Source organism: Acidovorax sp. Root267 (genome assembly GCF_001429215.1).
Lineage (GTDB): Bacteria > Pseudomonadota > Gammaproteobacteria > Burkholderiales > Burkholderiaceae_C > Acidovorax > Acidovorax radicis.
In genome coordinates this window covers 51,515-67,120 of record NZ_LMJC01000005.1, presented here as the reverse complement: position 1 = coordinate 67,120, position 15,606 = coordinate 51,515, and the positions used below count along the sequence as shown (strand labels likewise).

The window sequence follows — 15,606 nt, the reverse complement described above, 5'->3', positions numbered from 1 at the left end:
GACAGGAATGTGAAAAAGGGAACTGCAATCCCATCAAATGGGAATGCAGGGTAGGAATGTCGCTGCAATACTTTGATACTGAGTCCATGACCGCCCGTGGACTGACCTCCGTTGCCGCCGCCGACCGTGTTCTGCACGTGCTGGCCGTGCTGGCGCAGCATGGTCAGCCCATGTCGGCGGCCGAGCTGGTGGAGGCCACGGGCTTGGCACGCAGCACGCTGTACCGGCAGCTTGCGCGGCTCAAGCTGTGGGGCTTTGTGCTGGAGAGCAGCGGGCACTACGCGCCCGGGCCGCTCAGCCTGCAACTGGCCCTGGGCTTTGACATGGCGTCGCACCTGGTGCACCACGCGCGGCCCGATATGCAGGCCCTGGCCCGGCAGTCCCACGAGAGCGTGGGGCTGGTGGTGGCCGTGAATGACAGCGTGGTGTGCCTGGACATGGTGGACAGCACGCAGGCCCTGCGCTGCTCGTTTGAAAAAGGGCGCAGCGTGCCGCTGCGCGCGGGGGCCTCCGCCAAGTGCCTGCTTGCCCATGTGGCCCCGGCCACGCGCAATGCCATTCTGGACCTGCACTACGGCGCAGGCACTGCTGAGCGCCAGGCGGCGCTGACCGAGCTGGAAGGCATTGCCAAGGCCGGCTACGCGGTCAGCTCTGGCGAGGTGGATGCCGGTGTCTGGGGTGTCAGCGTGCCGGTGTTCGGTTCACCCCGGCAGGCGGCCGGGGCCATCACCCTGATGGTCCCGATCTTGCGAGCCCAGGGGCAGGAGACCGCACTCACCGGCATGGCCGTCGTCGCCGCAGCCCGCATCTCCCGCCAGCTCACTTCTCCCTGATTTTCCTCACCCCTCCCCAGGAGCTTTCCCCATGAACCTTCGTCGCAACCTTCTTTTGGCCAGCCTGGCCGCCGCAGCCTTTTGCACCACGGGTGCACAGGCCCAGGACAACGTCCTGCGTGTGGGCACCGATGCCACGTTTCCGCCCATGGAGTTTGTCGAGAACGGCAAACGCACGGGCTTCGACATCGAGCTGGTGGAGGCCATTGCCAAGACCATGGGCAAGCAGGTCGAATGGGTGGACATCGACTTCAAGGGCCTGATTCCCGGCCTGATTTCCAAGCGTTTTGACATGGCGGTCTCGGCCATCTACATCACCGACGAGCGCAAGAAGGTGGTGGACTTCACCGACTCCTACTACGCCGGTGGCCTGGTGGTGATGGTGAAGGCCGACAACAAGGCCATCCACAAGCTCGCCGACCTGGACGGCAAAAAGGTCAGCGTGCAGGTGGGTACCAAGTCGGTGTCGTACCTGACCGAAAAATTCCCCAAGGTGCAGCGTGTCGAGGTCGAAAAGAACCAGGAGATGTTCAACCTGGTGGACATCGGCCGCGCCGACGCTGCCGTGACCGGCAAACCCGCAGCCTTCCAGTATGTGCGCACCCGTCCCGGCCTGCGCGTGCTGGATGAGCAGCTCACCACCGAAGAGTACGGTATGGCCCTGCGCAAGGACACGCCCGAGTTGACGAAGGCCGTCAACGGTGCCATCACCAAGCTCAAGGCCGATGGCACCTATGCGGCCATCGTCAAGAAGTGGTTCAGCAACAGCGCTGCCAAGTAAGCCACCCACGGTTGCCGAACTGAGCCATGGAACTCGATTTTTCTCCTGTCTGGGCCGGGCTGCCCCAGTTGCTGGCGGGCGCGCTGGTCACTGTGGAAATCACGGCCGCCTCGCTGCTGCTGGGCTGTGTCATGGGCCTCCTGGTAGGCATTGGCCGCCTGAACCCCAAGCGCCGGGTGGTCTACGCCCTGTGCACTGCCTACGTGGCCGCGATCCGTGGCACGCCGCTGCTGGTGCAGCTGTTCATCCTGTTCTTTGGCCTGCCGCAGTTCGGCATCCTGCTGCCCGCTTTTGTGTGCGGCGTGATTGGCCTGGGCATCTACTCGGGCGCCTATGTGTCCGAGGTGGTGCGCGGCGCCATTCAGTCCATCGACAAGGGACAGATGGAGGCGGCGCGCTCCATCGGCATGTCGTCGGGCCTGGCCATGCGCACCGTGGTGCTGCCGCAGGCCGTGGTGCGCATGATTCCGCCACTGGGCAATGAGTTCATCGCGCTCATCAAGAACTCGGCGCTGGTGTCGCTGCTCACCATCCACGACCTGATGCACGAAGGGCAGAAGATCATCAGTGTGTCGTACCGCTCGCTGGAGGTGTACCTGGCGATTGCGGTGGTGTATTTCATCCTCACGGGTGTCACTTCGCTGGTGCTGCGACGCATGGAGCTGCGCCTGCGTGCCGGGGGGATGGTGCAATGAAGAAAAATTCTGTGATGATCGGAGCAAGCCCATCCGTCGAGCCCATCGTGCGCATTCGCGGACTGCGCAAGTCGTTTGACAACCATGTGGTGCTGAACGGCATCGACTTTGACGTGCTGCCGTCGCAGGTGGTGGTGGTCATCGGGCCCAGCGGCTCGGGCAAGAGCACTTTCCTGCGCTGCTGCAACGGACTGGAGCAGCCCGAAGGCGGCACGGTCGAGATCTGTGGCCGCACGCTGGTGCAGGACGGCCGCATGCTGCCCGATCATGACCTGAACGCCCTGCGCGAAGAGGTGGGCATGGTGTTCCAGTCGTTCAACCTGTTTCCGCACCTGTCGGTGCTCGACAACGTCACGCTGGGCCCGCGCAAGCTGCGCGGCCTCTCGCGCAAGGAGGCCGACGAGCGCGCACAGGCCCTGCTGACCAAGGTGGGCCTGGTGCACAAGGCTTTGGCCATGCCAGCAAGCCTGTCGGGCGGGCAAAAGCAGCGTGTGGCCATTGCCCGCGCGCTGGCCATGGAGCCGCGTGTGATGCTGTTCGACGAGCCCACGTCGGCGCTGGACCCGGAACTGGTGGGCGAGGTGCTGCAGGTCATGAAGCTGCTGGCCAGCGAAGGCATGACCATGATGGTGGTCACGCACGAGATGGACTTTGCACGCGAGGTGGGCGATGTGGTCGTGGTGATGGACGGCGGCGGCATCATTGAGGCGGGCGTGCCCGCCACCATTTTCACCAACCCCACGCAGGAGCGCACGCGCTCCTTCCTGCAGGCCGTGCTCACGCGCGCCTGAGGCTGGGTGTGGCGTGGTGCACGACAACGGTCAACAACACAACAGGAGACAAGCCCGCATGCCCCCGCTATCACCCGCCATGGACCAGCGCTTGCAAGAGCGCTTTCACCAGCGTTTGCAGGCACGCCTGACCGCAGACGACATTGCCCGCTTCGACCGCGACGGCGCGTTGTGCATCAAGCAGCTGCTCACGCCCGAAGAGGTAGCGCTGCTGCGTGAGGGCATCGACGCCAACCTGGCCGCGCCCAGCCCGCGCGCCAAGGTGGCCAGCCGGCCCGATGACCCGGGCCGGTTCTTCGAGGACTTTTGCAACTGGCAGGACATTCCGCAGTTCGGCCGCTTTGTGCGTGAGACACCGCTGGCGCTGGCTGCGCAGCGCCTGATGCAGTCGCGCACCGTGCGGCTGTACCACGACCATGTGCTGGTGAAGGAGCCGGGCACGCGCCAGCGCACGCCCTGGCACCAGGACCAGCCCTACTACAACATCGACGGCCAGCAGAACATCAGCATGTGGATACCGGTGGACCCGGTGTCGCGTGCGGCCACGCTGGAGTTTGTGGCCGGATCGCACAAGGGCCCCTGGCTCATGCCGCGCACCTTCATGGACAACCAGGCGAAATGGTTCCCCGAAGGCAGCCTGCAGGATCTGCCTGATGTCGAGGCTGACCGCGATGCCTTCCCCATCGTGGGCTGGGAGATCGAGCCCGGTGACGTGGTGTGTTTTCACATGCTCACGCTGCATGCGGCGGGTGGGGTGGAGGGCACTAACCGCCGCCGTGTGTTCTCGGTGCGCTTTCTGGGCGACGACACGCGCCATGCGCCCCGGCCGTGGAAGACTTCGCCTGAGTTTCCGGGCCTGGCTGGCGAGTTGCCCGCTGGCGCGGAGATGGACCACCCGCTGTTTCCGCTGCTGGTGACGGGCGCCGGGCAGACGGCCGCAACATCCTGATGAACACGACGACAACAACGATGGTGATGAACTTCTTTGACCTGGTCATTACTCCGAGTACGCCCTGGAAGAACGGCGGTGGCAGCACGCAGGAGCTGGCCTGCTGGCCCCCCGGTGCGGACATGAACGGCTTTGAGTGGCGCGTGAGCCTGGCCACGGTGGACCGGCCCGGTCCGTTCTCCGTGTTCCCGGGCATTGATCGCCAGATCATGCTGCTGGGCGGCGACGGCCTGCACTTGCGCAGCCCTGGCTGGGAGCACCGGCTGGACCAGCGCTGGCAGCCGTTTGCTTTCTCGGGCGACGACGCGGTGGACGGCGCCATGCTGGGGGGCACGTCCAAGGATTTCAACCTCATGCTGCGCCGCGGCGTATGGCAGGGCGCGCTGCGGGTGGTCGGTGATGACCAGGCGCTTGGGGGCGCTGCCGCTGGCTTTTGCATGGCGCTGCACGGCGACTGGCAATGGTTGGACGCGCAGGGCGGCAATCACCGCGTGCTGCGGTCCGGGCAGGGCTTCTGGTGGGCTGGCGAAGCGGGGTCGGTGCAAGGGCGCCTTTCGCCCGTGCACGCCGGCAGCGCGGCCGGCGCCCCCGCCTTGGTGTGGATAGCGCTGGAGCACAGCTCCGGCGAAAAATACGAATAAAAATAGCCCCTGGCGCTTGATGGATAAGCGCTAGTCGCTATTTATTTTGTAGCAATTGACGCCCATGATTTCTTCGGTAGACAAAGACATGCAACCTCCACACACCCGTGCGTCGCTCCCCGGCAGCACCAACAGCACCAACAGCGCCAACAGCGTCGACAGCCCTCGCAGCGCTGATGGCATATGGGTGAACCTGAAGCCCGTGCCAGGCCTTGCCGTGGCCGACGCGCCCGTGTCCGAGGGGGAACCTATCTGCGTGGTGGTACAGGGTGGCAGCATGGTCTGGGTGGGGCCCGAAGCACAGCTGCCCGCCGACTACCAGGCCCTGCGCCGTTGGAACGCACAGGGCGCCCTGACCACGCCGGGCCTCGTGGACTGCCACACCCACCTGGTCTACGGCGGCCAGCGTGCCCACGAATTCGCCATGCGGCTGGCGGGCGCCACGTACGAAGAAGTGGCCAAGGCAGGCGGCGGCATCGTGTCGTCCGTCAAGGCCACGCGCGAAGCGTCCGAGGACGAACTCTTTGCCCTGGCAGCTCCCCGCCTGCAAGCCCTGCTCGACGAAGGCGTCTGCGCCATCGAGATCAAGTCCGGCTACGGCCTGGCGCTGGAGCACGAGCGCAAGCAACTGCGCGTGGCGCGCCGCCTGGGCGAAGCCTTCGGGGTCACGGTGCGCACCACCTTCCTCGGCGCGCATGCCCTGCCGCCCGAATACGCAGGCCGCAGTGGCGACTACACCGACCTGGTCTGCAATGAGATGCTGCCCGCGCTTGCGGCCGAAGGCGTGGTCGATGCGGTGGACGTGTTCTGCGAACGCATCGCCTTCACGCTGGCCGAGACAGAGCAGGTGTTTCAGGCTGCGCAAAAGCTCGGCATCCCCGTCAAGCTGCATGCCGAGCAGCTCTCCGACATGGGCGGCGCGGCCCTGGCCGCGCGCTACGGCGCGCTGTCGTGCGACCACATCGAGCACCTGTCGCAGGACGGCATCGCCGCCATGAAGGCCGCCGGCACCGTGGCCGTGCTGCTGCCCGGCGCCTACTACACGCTGCGCGACACGCACCTGCCGCCCATCGCGCAGCTGCGCGAGGCCGGCGTGCCCATGGCCGTGTCCACCGACCACAACCCCGGCACCTCGCCCGCGCTCAGCCTGCTGCTCATGGCCAACATGGCGTGCACGCTGTTTCGCCTGACGGTGCCCGAGGCCCTGGCCGGCATCACCACGCACGCCGCGCGCGCGCTGGGTCTGCAGGACACGCACGGCCTCATCGCCGCCGGCCGGCCTGCCCACTTCGTGCTCTGGCCGCTGGGCGACGCGGCCGAACTGGCCTACTGGTACGGCCACAAGCCCGCCTGCACCATCGTGCGGCAGGGGCGCGTGGCGGCCGACGGCCTGGGCATCCACACGCATCAGGAGACACTCCATGGCGCTTGACGCACCGCACAGCCTTTTCGCCGCCGATGCGCTGCTGCCCACCGGCTGGGCGCGCAACGTGCTGTTGCAGTGGGATGGGGCAGGGCGCTTCACCCACATCGCCGCCGATGCTGCAGCGCCCGCGGGCACGCCGGTGGCTGCGGGCCCGGTGCTCCCCGGCATGCCCAACCTGCATTCGCACGCATTCCAGCGCGCGTTCGCCGGCCTGACGGAGTACCGCGGCGAAAGCCAGGACAGCTTTTGGAGCTGGCGCAACCTGATGTACCGCTTTGCCGCACGCATCACGCCCGAGTCGCTGGAGGCCATCGCCACCTGGCTCTATGTGGAGATGCTGGAGGCGGGCTACACCTCGGTGTGCGAGTTCCACTACGTGCACCACGATCAGGACGGCACGCCGTATGCCGACGACGCCACTCTGTCGCTGGCCCTGCTGCGCGCCGCACACCACGCGGGCATCGGCATCACGCTGCTGCCGGTGCTGTACCAGACCAGCGGCTTTGGCGCCAAGCCGCCGCGGGCGGACCAAGCCCGCTTCATCCGCAGCACCGACAGCATGCTCTCATTATTGGAGCGCCTGACGCCCGCTGCACAAGCGCAAGGAGCCGGCCTGGGCCTGGCGCCCCACTCGCTGCGGGCCGTGCCGCCCGACAGCCTGCGTGCCGCTGTGCAGGGCCTCACCGCCCTGAACCCGCACGCGCCCATCCACATCCACATCGCCGAGCAGACGCAGGAGGTGGACGACTGCATCGCCTGGAGCGGCCAGCGCCCGGTGCAGTGGCTGCTCGACCACGCCACTGTGGACGCACGCTGGTGCCTGGTGCACGCCACGCACATGACGGTGGATGAATACGCAGCCGCCGCGCGCTCGGGCGCCGTGGCGGGCATCTGCCCCACGACCGAAGCCAATTTGGGCGATGGCATCTTCGACATGCCACTGTGGCTAAAACATGGCGGCCGCTGGGGCGTGGGCTCGGACAGCCACGCCTGCGTGAATGCGGCCGAAGAGCTGTTGATGCTCGAGTACGGCCAGCGCCTGTCGCGCCGCCAGCGCAACGTGCTGGCCAGCAGCACCCAGGCCGAGGTGGCGACCGCTATGACGCTGCAGGCTGTGGCCGGTGGTGCGCAGGCTTCGGGCCGCGCCGTCAAGGGACTTGCCGTGGGCCAGCAGGCCGATCTGGTGGTGTTGGACGCGCAGCATGTGGCGCTGCGCGACCTGCCCGCGCACAGCATGTTGTCGGCCCATGTGTTCGGCAGCCACCGCACCTCGGCCATCGACAGCCTGTGGGTGGCCGGCGTGCGCCGCGTGTCCGACGGCCAGCACACGCTTCACGAATCCGCAGCCAATGCCTTTGTGGCTGCCCGGACGGCCACCATCGCGCCGGACTGAGCTGTCTTTGTCTTATTTCTGAACCCGCCATGACCGAAAAAAATATACCGCCCCCGTTTGTCTTTCACCAAGGCACGCAGCCGCTGCTGATCTCCATGCCCCATGCCGGCACCTATGTGCCCCCGGCGCTGGCGGCGCGATTTACCGAGGATGCCCGCCATGTGCCCGACACCGACTGGCACATGGACCGGCTGTATGGGTTTGCCAAGGACCTGGGCGCGTCCATCCTGGTGGCCACGCAATCGCGTTATGTGGTCGACCTGAACCGCCCGCCCGACGGCGCCAGCCTGTACCCCGGCCAGAGCGTCACCGGCCTGTGCCCGGTCGACACCTTTGACGACACGCCCATCTATGCCAACGGTGATGTGCCCGATGACGCAGAAGTTGCTGCGCGGCGTGATGCAGTCTGGGCGCCGTACCACGCGCAACTGCGTACCGAGTTGGATCGCATCCGCGCCCAACACGGTGTGGCGGTGTTGTGGGACGCCCATTCCATCCGCTCGGTGTTGCCCCGCTTTTTTGAAGGCAAGCTGCCGGACCTGAACCTGGGCACGGCCAATGGTGAAAGCTGCGACCCCGCACTGGCACAGCAGCTGCTGTCCATTGCAAAGGAAGCCAGTGGCTATACCGCCGTGCTCAATGGCCGCTTCAAGGGTGGGCACATCACGCGCCACTATGGCCAGCCGGGGCAGGGCGTACACGCGATCCAGCTGGAGATGACGCAGTGCAGTTACATGCAGGAGGTCTTGCCGTTTGACTACCTGCCCGAGGTGGCGGCGCGCGTGCAGCCGCACCTGGAGCGCATGCTGCGGGCCGTGCTCGCTTTTGCGGCTTCACATGGTGGGCGGTGATTCATCGCGCGTGCCATGGGGATGTTGATATTGCTCAATTTTTTGTAGCGGCCGGTCCAGTGCGGCCAAGCTTTGATGCTAGTATGGATTGAGCGGTCCCTCCACGGGATCGTCGGGCGGGCGCTTCTTGTTTTCAGCCCCACCCTGCCAGCCAATGCGGAAGGAGCCGCAGCCCCATGGACCCAGCGGCTTATTACTACATGCCCCTTTTCAAGCCCGGTGCCTCCGTGCAATGGGGGCAACGGCGCGAGACGGTCAGCCATGTGGTGGTGCGCCGCAATGCGCTCATGATCTACTTGGTGGGCTTGGATTCGCCCGTGCACCCGGACTCCCTCCAGGTGGAGCCCACGGCTTTTCACCTCACACGCGTTCCCGACAGGTTCTGACAGCAGAAATCCGCCGCACCACGGTGTGCTGAATCTTCACCCCGCCGTGTGCTGCGCCATGGCCTCGCCCAGCTGGATGGGCCTTGTGGGTGCCCACTGCGGGTTGAACTGCAGCGGCCCCGCCGGGAACAGCATGACCACCGTCGAGCCCAGCAGGAAGCGTCCCATTTCTTCGCCCTGCCGCAGGCTCACCTGCCCCTTGGCGTAGTCCCACTGCCGCTGCGTGCCCGTGCGGGGCGGATTCACCTGGCCATGCCACACCGTGGCCATGCTGCCCACAATGGTGGCGCCCACCAGCACCAGCACGAACGGGCCCTGGGCCGATTCAAAAAAGCACACCACGCGCTCATTGCGCGCAAACAGGTCCGGCACGCCACGCGCCGTGGTGGGGTTCACCGAAAACAGATCGCCGGGCACATGCACCATGCGCGTCAACTCGCCCGCGCACGGCATGTGAATGCGGTGGTAGTCGCGCGGGCTCAGGTACAGCGTGGCGAAGTGGCCGTTGTCAAAACGGGCTGCCGCTGCCGCATCGCCACCCACCAGGGCGGTGGTGGAATAGGTGTGGCCCTTGGCCTGGAAGACCTGGTCCTTGGCGATGGGGCCAAACTGGCTGATGGCGCCATCCACCGGGCAGATCAGGTCTGCCGTGGCCAGCGGGCGAGCTCCTGGCCTCAACGCCCTGGTGAAGAAGTCGTTGAACGATGCGTAGCTGGTGATGTCGGGATTGGCCGCCTCGGCCATGTTGACGTTGTAGCGGGCCACAAAACGGCGGATCACCGAGGTGGTCAGGCTGCCCAACCGGGCCGACGCAAATTTGCCAGCCAGGGTGGTCATTGCCTGCTTGGGCATGAGGTATTGCGGCAGAACTGCCAGGCGATCAGACACGGGCGAACCCCTCGAAGACGAAAGCGAACGATTCTATCGGCGGGGCACCGTCACCCGCATGCTTCATACCCCGAGGTACTGGTCCAGCAGCTGTGGCTGCGCGTGCAGCGCGTCCGAACTGCCCTCGAACACCACTTGGCCCTTGACCAGGATGATGTTGCGGTCGGTGATCTGCGTGACGTGTTTCCAGTTCTTGTCCACGATCACGCTGCTGATGCCACTGTCCTTGATGAGGCTGCAGATGCGCCATATCTCGCGGGCGATCAGCGGGGCCAGGCCCTCGGTCGCTTCGTCGAGGATGAGCACGTCGGGGTTGGTCATCAGCGCGCGGCCAATGGTCAGCATCTGCTGCTCGCCGCCGCTGAGCTGCTGGCCGCCGTGGCCCAGGCGTTCCTTCAGGCGCGGAAATGTCTCCAGCACCCGGTCATAGGTCCAGTCGCGCTGGCCACGTGTACCTGCGCGCGCCGCCATCTGCAGGTTCTCGGCCACGCTGAGGTTGCCAAAGATGCCGCGGCCTTCGGGCACGTAGGCAATACCCAACCGGGCGACCTCGTAGGGCGGTTTGCCGGTCATGTTGCGGCCTGACACCGTCACGCTGCCCGAGCGCGGCTTGACGAGCCCCATGAGCGACTTGAGCAAGGTGCTTTTGCCCATGCCGTTGCGGCCCATGAGGCCGATGGTCTCCCCCTGGCCCACCGTAAAGTCCACGCCATGCAGGATGTGGCTGCTGCCGTAGAAGGTGTGGATGCCACGGGCATCAATCCATGGAGTGCTCATCTCAGTGATCCTCCCCCAGGTAGGCGGCTTGCACCGTGGCATCGGCGCGCACCTCGGGCGGTGTGCCATGGGCGATCACTTCACCATTGACCATCACGGTGAGGAGGTCGGCCAGTGCAAACACGGCGTCCATGTCGTGCTCCACCAGCATGATGGCGTGGGCGGGCTTGAGGCGCTGCAGCAGCTCCACCATGCGTTCCGCCTCAGCCACGCCCATGCCGGCCAGTGGCTCGTCGAGCAGCAACACCTGCGGCTCGGTGGCCAGGGTCATCGCAATTTCGAGCTGGCGCTGCTCGCCGTGGCTCATGGCGCCGGCAATGGCTGTGCGCCGGTCTTTCAAGCCGGAAAGCTCGATAGCGCTTTCCAGTCTTGCGTTGGTAGCTCTGTTTTTGATAGTGTTTGCACGCGTGTCCTGCCACCAGCGCAGCGGGTTCCAGGGCTGCTGTGGGTCTCGGGACTGCGCGGCCAGGCGCACGTTTTCATGCACGGTAAGCGGCAAGAAGATGTTGGTCTTCTGGTAGCTGCGGCCCAGTCCCTGGCGCGAGATGCGTTCGGGTGCCAAGCCGGTCACGTCGGAGCTCCCAAGCTGCACCTGCCCCGAACTGGGTGGAAGGTCGCCCGATAGCAGGTTGGTCAGCGTGGACTTGCCCGCGCCGTTGGGGCCGATCACGGCATGGATCTGACCACGCCACAGGTCCAGCGATACGCCGTTGACGGCGGCCAGGCCTCCGAAGCGTTTGGTGAGCTGGCGGGCCGAGAGCAGGGCGTCAGCCATGGTGTGGGTCCTCCTGCGCCTTGGCGGCCCGGCGCTGCCCCAGCATGCCCAGCAGCCCGCGCGGCGCGGCCACCACCACTAGCACGATGAAGCTGCCCATCAGCAGTTGCCAGTGTTTGGTGATGTCCTTGAATACATGCAACAGATACTCGAAGGCAAAGGCGCCCACGATCGCCCCGGCAAAATTGCCCATGCCGCCCAGGATGATCATCATGATGGCGTGGGCGCTCATGTGAAAGCCCATCAGCTCCGGGTTCACATAGCCCGTCTGCGCGCCCCACAGGTAGCCCGCCAGCCCCGCGAGCGCACCCGCCACGGTGAAGGCGGTGAGCTTGTAGCCGCGTGTGCCAAAGCCCATGGCCCGCATGCGGTGCTCGTTGATGCGGATGCCTGACAGTGCGCGGCCCAGCGGGCTCCAGAGCAGGCGGCGCAGCAGCACATAGACGATCACCACCAGCGCAAGCGTGAAGTAGTAGAAGGTCTTGCGGCCTTCCAGGTCGAACGGTAGCCAGCCGAAGATGGACGCATCGGGCCGGAAGTTGATGTACAGACCGTCCGAGCCGCCCAGCACCTTGTTGTCGAAGAACAGATAGAACACCATCTGCGCGAACGCCATGGTGACCATGATGAAGTAGATGCCGTGCGTGCGCACCACGAAGAAACCGATGATCAGCGCCACCAGCCCGGCGCCTGCCACCGCCAGGGGCAGCGACCACCAAAGGCTGACCGGCGTATCGGCGGGCGTGAGAAAGGCCAGCGCATAGCCCGCCACGCCAAAGTAAGCGGCATGGCCCAGCGAAACCAGGCCGGTCACGCCCTGCAGCAGATCGAGGCTCATCGCGAAGATGGCCATGATCATCATGCGCGTGACCATCTGCACGTAGAAGTCGCTGCCGACCACCGGGAACAGCAGCAGCGCCGCCAGCCCCAGTGCCAGGGAAAACTGCACGCTGCGCGGCAGCACCTCGATATTGGCGCGCGGGGTGCTCATAGGTGGCCGCCGGGCTGCGAAGCGTGTGGTGCGCGCGAAGTGACAAGCATCGGGGTCATCATTGTTTAAAAAGGCCTTCGGGTTTCCACAGCAGCACGGCCGCCATCAGCATATAGACCAGCATCCCGGCCATCGATGGCAGCAACACCTTGCCAAAGGTATCCACCAGCCCCACGAGCAGGGCGGAGATCAGCGCACCACGCACGGAACCGATGCCCCCGATCACCACCACCACAAAACACATGATGAGCACGGACGACCCCATGTTGGGATAGACGCTGGACACCGGCGCGGCCACCATGCCTGCGACGGCCGCCAAGCCCACGCCCAGGGCAAAGACAATGGCGTGGATCAGCTTGATGTTCACCCCCAGCGACTCGGCCATGTCGCGGTTGAAGGCTCCGGCACGGATCTTCATGCCCAGCCGTGTTTTGGAGATCAGCAGATACAGGCCCAGCGCCAGTGCCATGCACACGCCTGAGATGAACAGCCGGTAGACCGGGTAGGAGAGGGTGTCGGTAAGCGGAATGGACCAGTCCAGCATCGCGGGGATCGGGACGCCGTGCACGTCGTCGCCCCAGAGGATGGAGCGCAGTTCCTCGAAGATGTAGATGAGACCGAAGGTCAGCAGCACCTGATCCAGGTGGTCACGATGGTAGAAGTGGCGAAACAGCAGCCATTCCAGCGCGAGGCCAAACACCACTGCCAGCACAGCCCCGCCCAGGATGGCGAGCGTGAGGCTGCCAAAGTGGCCCGACAGCGAATAGCCCAGGTAGGCCCCCAGCATATAGAAGCTGCCGTGTGCCAGGTTCACCACGCCCATGATCCCGAAGATCAGCGTAAGGCCGGCAGCCAGCATGAACAACAGCAGCCCGTATTGCACGCTGTTGAGCAGCTGGATCAGGAATGTGGCGAAGTCCATGGTGGGCAAACAGACAGTGGATCAGGTGGCGCGGCGCGTGGCCAGCAGCAGGGTGCCCATCAGCGTGAACAGGCCGCCCGAGATGCGGTTGAACCAGCGCATGCGTGCGCCGGAGCGCAGCACGGGTGCCAAGCGCGCCACGCCCAGCGCACACAGCGTGAGCACCGTGAATTCAAAGGCCACGAAGGTGCTTGCCAGCACGGCAAACTGCGGCGCCCATGCGGCGGTCGGGTCCAGAAACTGGGGAAAAAATGCCGTGAAGAACAGCAGAGCCTTGGGGTTGCTGCCGCCCACGATCAGACCCTGGATGTAGAGCTTGCGTGCGGGCACCACGGCCTTGGCTGGCGTGCCGCTGGCGGGCATCTCGTCAAACACTGTGGTCTTGCTGCGAAACGTCTTGATGCCAAGCCAGATCAGATACGCTGCGCCCGCCGCCTTGAGTACCCAGAAGGCAGTTTCCGATGCCGCCAGCAGCGCCCCCAGGCCCAGGGCCGAGAGCAGCATGGTACCGAGGACTGCTGTCACGCTGCCCGCAGCAGCGGCCAGGGCCTTGCGCGGGCCGTGCTGGAGGGAATTGGTCATGCACATGAGCATCGTCGGGCCGGGCGAAAGAACCAGCAGGGCCACTGCGGCGAGGTAGAGCAGGTAGGTACTGAGCGACATAGGAGGGGATGGGGAAAGCAAGGTGGCCGCAAAGTCCGGGCGCACAGCAGACAGGCCTGCCGTGGCGGCAGTCCATCAGTGCATTGTGTCAAAACCGCGGAGCGAACCGGACCCAAGGTCCAGTGCACGCCGTGGCCCGGTCAGTGGGGTGGGCGCGTCAGCCCATGCGGCACCCGGCACCGCTGTCGGCCAGGGCCTTGGCGGCAATGCCGATCACCTTGTTTTCCTTGTTTTCTACACGGCGCAGGTAGATGTCCTGCACGGGGTTGTGGGCCTTGCTCATGGTCCACTTGCCGCGTGGGCTGTCGATGGTGGCGCTCTCCATGGCCTTGATGATGGCGGGCTTGGCGGACAGGTCGCCCTTGACGGCGTTGGCCCCTTGCACCAGCAGCAGGCCCGTGTCGTAGCCCTGCACCGCATAGACATCGGGCTGGCTGCGGAAAGCCTTGGCGTACTCGAGGCGGAACTGCTTGTTGCGTGGCGTGTCGAGCGAGTCGCTGTAGTGCATCGTCGTGATGATCCCGTCGGCGGCGGGGCCTGCAGCGTCCAGCACGCCTTCGGTGAGGAAGCCCGAGCCATACAGCGGAATCTTGTCCTTGAGGCCTGCGGCTGCATAGTCGCGGATGAATTTGGCAGCCCCCCCGCCCGCGAAGAAGCAGGCGACGGCGTCAGGCTTGAGGGCGGCGATTTCGGTCAGCAGCGCCTGGAACTCCACGTTGGGGAAGGGCAGGCCCAGTTCCTTCACGATGGTACCGCCCGCTGCGGTGTAGCTTTGCTTGAAGCCTTCGAAGGCCTCGTCCCCTGCTGCGTATTTCCAGGTGATCCACACCGCCTTCTTGTGGCCCTTTTCGACCATGGCCTTGCCCAGGGCCAGCGTGGGCTGGGAATTGCTGAACGAGGTGCGGAACACGTTGGGGGCACACAGTGCGCGCGTGGCGGCATGCACGCCGGCGTTGGGAATCAGATTGAGCACGCCGGTGTCGCGCGCCACCTTCTGGATGCCCATCTGCACGCCCGAATGTACGGTGCCAATCAGCACATCCACCTTGTCGCGCTGCACCAGCTTGCTGGCATTCTCGACCCCCTTGCTGGGCTCGGATTCGTCATCCACCTTGAACCACTCGATCTCGCGTCCCCCGAGTTTTCCACCCTGCTGGTCGATGGCCAGGCGTACGCCGTTCTCGATGGCTACGCCCAGTTGGGCAAAGGTGCCGGTGTAGGGCAGCATGAAGCCCACGCGCACCTTGCCGCTTTGCGCACGCACGATGGAGGGCAGCAACAGCCCTGTGGATGCGGCGCCCACAAGGGCGGCGCTGCGGCTGATGACGAGGCGGCGGGTGGTCATTGGGCTTGTCTCCTTTGTTTAGGCTTAAAGTAATTTACTGCAAGCATTCGGTGGTGAATACCTATGGGTTACCCGTACCGCAAGGAACGGAGCCCCTGCGTTGAGCGCTGGTTCAAGGCTGCAACCGCGACCTCGTGTGCAGGCGGGTCTGCGAAGACCGGCTCAGACGCAACCGGGCGGGTGCGAAGCTTCGGCAGCGGGTTTTGCAAAAGCGTGTGCATGGATGAGTGTTTTATGAATTAAAGTGCATTTTTTGTATTTTTGTGCAGTATAGATCATGCATTTTTGGCTGTGGGAAGCTATTTAAGCCTTCGATATAAGTAGTTTCGAGCATAGACCGCACCTTGACGGGACAGCGAATGCCATCCGAGCTGAGGGTTTTATTGGGGGAATAGGAGATGTTGCTCCAGGAAAAATGGTGGCTTGGGTGACACTGGAGGCCTGTGGTGCCCCCGGGGAGTCTGCGTATCGCCCTGTTCCAGAGCTGGCGGGCCGCCAT

Annotated in this window: 17 protein-coding genes; 10 read left to right on the top strand and 7 right to left on the bottom strand. The window is 65.1% G+C overall.

All coding sequences use genetic code 11. From position 1 onward, the window contains the following. Positions 1-86: 86 nt before the first annotated feature. The 10 genes from ASE39_RS07230 to ASE39_RS07185 all read left to right on the top strand — a co-directional run bounded on the left by ASE39_RS07230 (position 87) and on the right by ASE39_RS07185 (position 8,746). Complete coding sequence (locus ASE39_RS07230; RefSeq protein ID WP_242421377.1) at positions 87-833, top strand: IclR family transcriptional regulator; 747 nt, start codon at positions 87-89, stop codon at positions 831-833. A 31-nt stretch (positions 834-864) separates the two neighbouring features. After that, complete coding sequence (locus ASE39_RS07225) at positions 865-1,614, top strand: glutamine ABC transporter substrate-binding protein (protein WP_057270677.1); 750 nt, start codon at positions 865-867, stop codon at positions 1,612-1,614. A gap of 26 nt (positions 1,615-1,640) precedes the next feature. Next, complete coding sequence (locus ASE39_RS07220) at positions 1,641-2,309, top strand: amino acid ABC transporter permease (protein ID WP_010465675.1); 669 nt, start codon at positions 1,641-1,643, stop codon at positions 2,307-2,309. Next, positions 2,306-3,100 carry an amino acid ABC transporter ATP-binding protein gene (locus ASE39_RS07215; RefSeq protein WP_277814399.1) on the top strand — a complete coding sequence of 265 codons (795 nt, stop codon included), beginning with the start codon at positions 2,306-2,308 and terminating at the stop codon, positions 3,098-3,100. Before ASE39_RS07220 ends, ASE39_RS07215 begins: the two co-directional genes overlap by 4 nt. Positions 3,101-3,158: 58 nt before the next feature. Continuing rightward, on the top strand, positions 3,159-4,049 hold the full coding sequence (locus tag ASE39_RS07210; protein ID WP_057270676.1) for a phytanoyl-CoA dioxygenase family protein: 891 nt from the start codon (positions 3,159-3,161) through the stop codon (positions 4,047-4,049). After that, on the top strand, positions 4,049-4,690 hold the full coding sequence (locus ASE39_RS07205) for a HutD family protein (protein WP_242421376.1): 642 nt from the start codon (positions 4,049-4,051) through the stop codon (positions 4,688-4,690). Before ASE39_RS07210 ends, ASE39_RS07205 begins: the two co-directional genes overlap by 1 nt. An 88-nt stretch (positions 4,691-4,778) precedes the next feature. Beyond that, entirely contained in the window at positions 4,779-6,122 is a 1,344-nt protein-coding gene (hutI, locus tag ASE39_RS07200; protein ID WP_057270709.1) for an imidazolonepropionase, read from the top strand. Next, the gene (locus ASE39_RS07195) at positions 6,112-7,509 is read left to right on the top strand and encodes a formimidoylglutamate deiminase (protein ID WP_057270675.1); all 1,398 of its coding nucleotides are present in this window, start codon (positions 6,112-6,114) and stop codon (positions 7,507-7,509) included. The genes hutI and ASE39_RS07195 overlap by 11 nt, the downstream gene beginning before the upstream one ends. A gap of 29 nt (positions 7,510-7,538) precedes the next feature. Next, the gene (gene hutG, locus ASE39_RS07190) at positions 7,539-8,360 is read left to right on the top strand and encodes an N-formylglutamate deformylase (protein ID WP_057270674.1); all 822 of its coding nucleotides are present in this window, start codon (positions 7,539-7,541) and stop codon (positions 8,358-8,360) included. A gap of 176 nt (positions 8,361-8,536) precedes the next feature. Further along, positions 8,537-8,746 carry a hypothetical protein gene (locus tag ASE39_RS07185; RefSeq protein WP_010465662.1) on the top strand — a complete coding sequence of 70 codons (210 nt, stop codon included), beginning with the start codon at positions 8,537-8,539 and terminating at the stop codon, positions 8,744-8,746. A 36-nt stretch (positions 8,747-8,782) separates the two neighbouring features. Here the strand turns inward: ASE39_RS07185 and asd are convergent, their stop codons facing one another. From asd to ASE39_RS07150, 7 genes are all read right to left on the bottom strand, one after another. After that, a complete protein-coding gene (gene asd, locus ASE39_RS07180; protein WP_057270673.1) occupies positions 8,783-9,634 on the bottom strand; it encodes an archaetidylserine decarboxylase in 852 nt (283 codons plus the stop codon). 63 nt (positions 9,635-9,697) lie between these two features. After that, on the bottom strand, positions 9,698-10,411 hold the full coding sequence (locus ASE39_RS07175; protein WP_057270672.1) for an ABC transporter ATP-binding protein: 714 nt from the start codon (positions 10,409-10,411) through the stop codon (positions 9,698-9,700). A gap of 1 nt (position 10,412) precedes the next feature. Beyond that, positions 10,413-11,186, bottom strand: coding sequence for an ABC transporter ATP-binding protein (locus tag ASE39_RS07170; protein ID WP_057270671.1), 774 nt, complete (start codon positions 11,184-11,186; stop codon positions 10,413-10,415). Continuing rightward, positions 11,179-12,177 carry a branched-chain amino acid ABC transporter permease gene (locus ASE39_RS07165; protein ID WP_057270670.1) on the bottom strand — a complete coding sequence of 333 codons (999 nt, stop codon included), beginning with the start codon at positions 12,175-12,177 and terminating at the stop codon, positions 11,179-11,181. The genes ASE39_RS07170 and ASE39_RS07165 overlap by 8 nt, the downstream gene beginning before the upstream one ends. A gap of 58 nt (positions 12,178-12,235) precedes the next feature. Next, positions 12,236-13,099: a branched-chain amino acid ABC transporter permease gene (locus tag ASE39_RS07160; RefSeq protein ID WP_010465652.1), complete on the bottom strand. Its 864-nt coding sequence runs from the start codon at positions 13,097-13,099 to the stop codon at positions 12,236-12,238. Between the two features lie 21 nt (positions 13,100-13,120). Beyond that, positions 13,121-13,762, bottom strand: a complete 642-nt coding sequence (locus ASE39_RS07155; protein ID WP_010465650.1) for a LysE family translocator — start codon at positions 13,760-13,762, stop codon at positions 13,121-13,123. A 157-nt stretch (positions 13,763-13,919) separates the two neighbouring features. Then, positions 13,920-15,107 (bottom strand): ABC transporter substrate-binding protein, encoded by a 1,188-nt coding sequence (locus ASE39_RS07150; protein WP_057224798.1) that lies wholly within the window; start codon positions 15,105-15,107, stop codon positions 13,920-13,922. Positions 15,108-15,606 lie beyond the last annotated feature (499 nt).

Excerpts from the sequence above, each read along its gene's own strand:
- ASE39_RS07230 (WP_242421377.1), top strand. The coding sequence starts at position 87 with ATGACCGCCCGTGGACTGACCTCCGTTGCCGCCGCCGACCGTGTTCTG.
- ASE39_RS07225 (WP_057270677.1), top strand. The coding sequence starts at position 865 with ATGAACCTTCGTCGCAACCTTCTTTTGGCCAGCCTGGCCGCCGCAGCC.
- ASE39_RS07220 (WP_010465675.1), top strand. The coding sequence starts at position 1,641 with ATGGAACTCGATTTTTCTCCTGTCTGGGCCGGGCTGCCCCAGTTGCTG.
- ASE39_RS07215 (WP_277814399.1), top strand. The coding sequence starts at position 2,306 with ATGAAGAAAAATTCTGTGATGATCGGAGCAAGCCCATCCGTCGAGCCC.
- ASE39_RS07210 (WP_057270676.1), top strand. The coding sequence starts at position 3,159 with ATGCCCCCGCTATCACCCGCCATGGACCAGCGCTTGCAAGAGCGCTTT.
- ASE39_RS07205 (WP_242421376.1), top strand. The coding sequence starts at position 4,049 with ATGAACACGACGACAACAACGATGGTGATGAACTTCTTTGACCTGGTC.
- hutI (WP_057270709.1), top strand. The coding sequence starts at position 4,779 with ATGCAACCTCCACACACCCGTGCGTCGCTCCCCGGCAGCACCAACAGC.
- ASE39_RS07195 (WP_057270675.1), top strand. The coding sequence starts at position 6,112 with ATGGCGCTTGACGCACCGCACAGCCTTTTCGCCGCCGATGCGCTGCTG.
- hutG (WP_057270674.1), top strand. The coding sequence starts at position 7,539 with ATGACCGAAAAAAATATACCGCCCCCGTTTGTCTTTCACCAAGGCACG.
- ASE39_RS07185 (WP_010465662.1), top strand. The coding sequence starts at position 8,537 with ATGGACCCAGCGGCTTATTACTACATGCCCCTTTTCAAGCCCGGTGCC.
- ASE39_RS07175 (WP_057270672.1), bottom strand. The coding sequence starts at position 10,411 with ATGAGCACTCCATGGATTGATGCCCGTGGCATCCACACCTTCTACGGC.
- ASE39_RS07170 (WP_057270671.1), bottom strand. The coding sequence starts at position 11,186 with ATGGCTGACGCCCTGCTCTCGGCCCGCCAGCTCACCAAACGCTTCGGA.
- ASE39_RS07165 (WP_057270670.1), bottom strand. The coding sequence starts at position 12,177 with ATGAGCACCCCGCGCGCCAATATCGAGGTGCTGCCGCGCAGCGTGCAG.
- ASE39_RS07160 (WP_010465652.1), bottom strand. The coding sequence starts at position 13,099 with ATGGACTTCGCCACATTCCTGATCCAGCTGCTCAACAGCGTGCAATAC.
- ASE39_RS07155 (WP_010465650.1), bottom strand. The coding sequence starts at position 13,762 with ATGTCGCTCAGTACCTACCTGCTCTACCTCGCCGCAGTGGCCCTGCTG.
- ASE39_RS07150 (WP_057224798.1), bottom strand. The coding sequence starts at position 15,107 with ATGACCACCCGCCGCCTCGTCATCAGCCGCAGCGCCGCCCTTGTGGGC.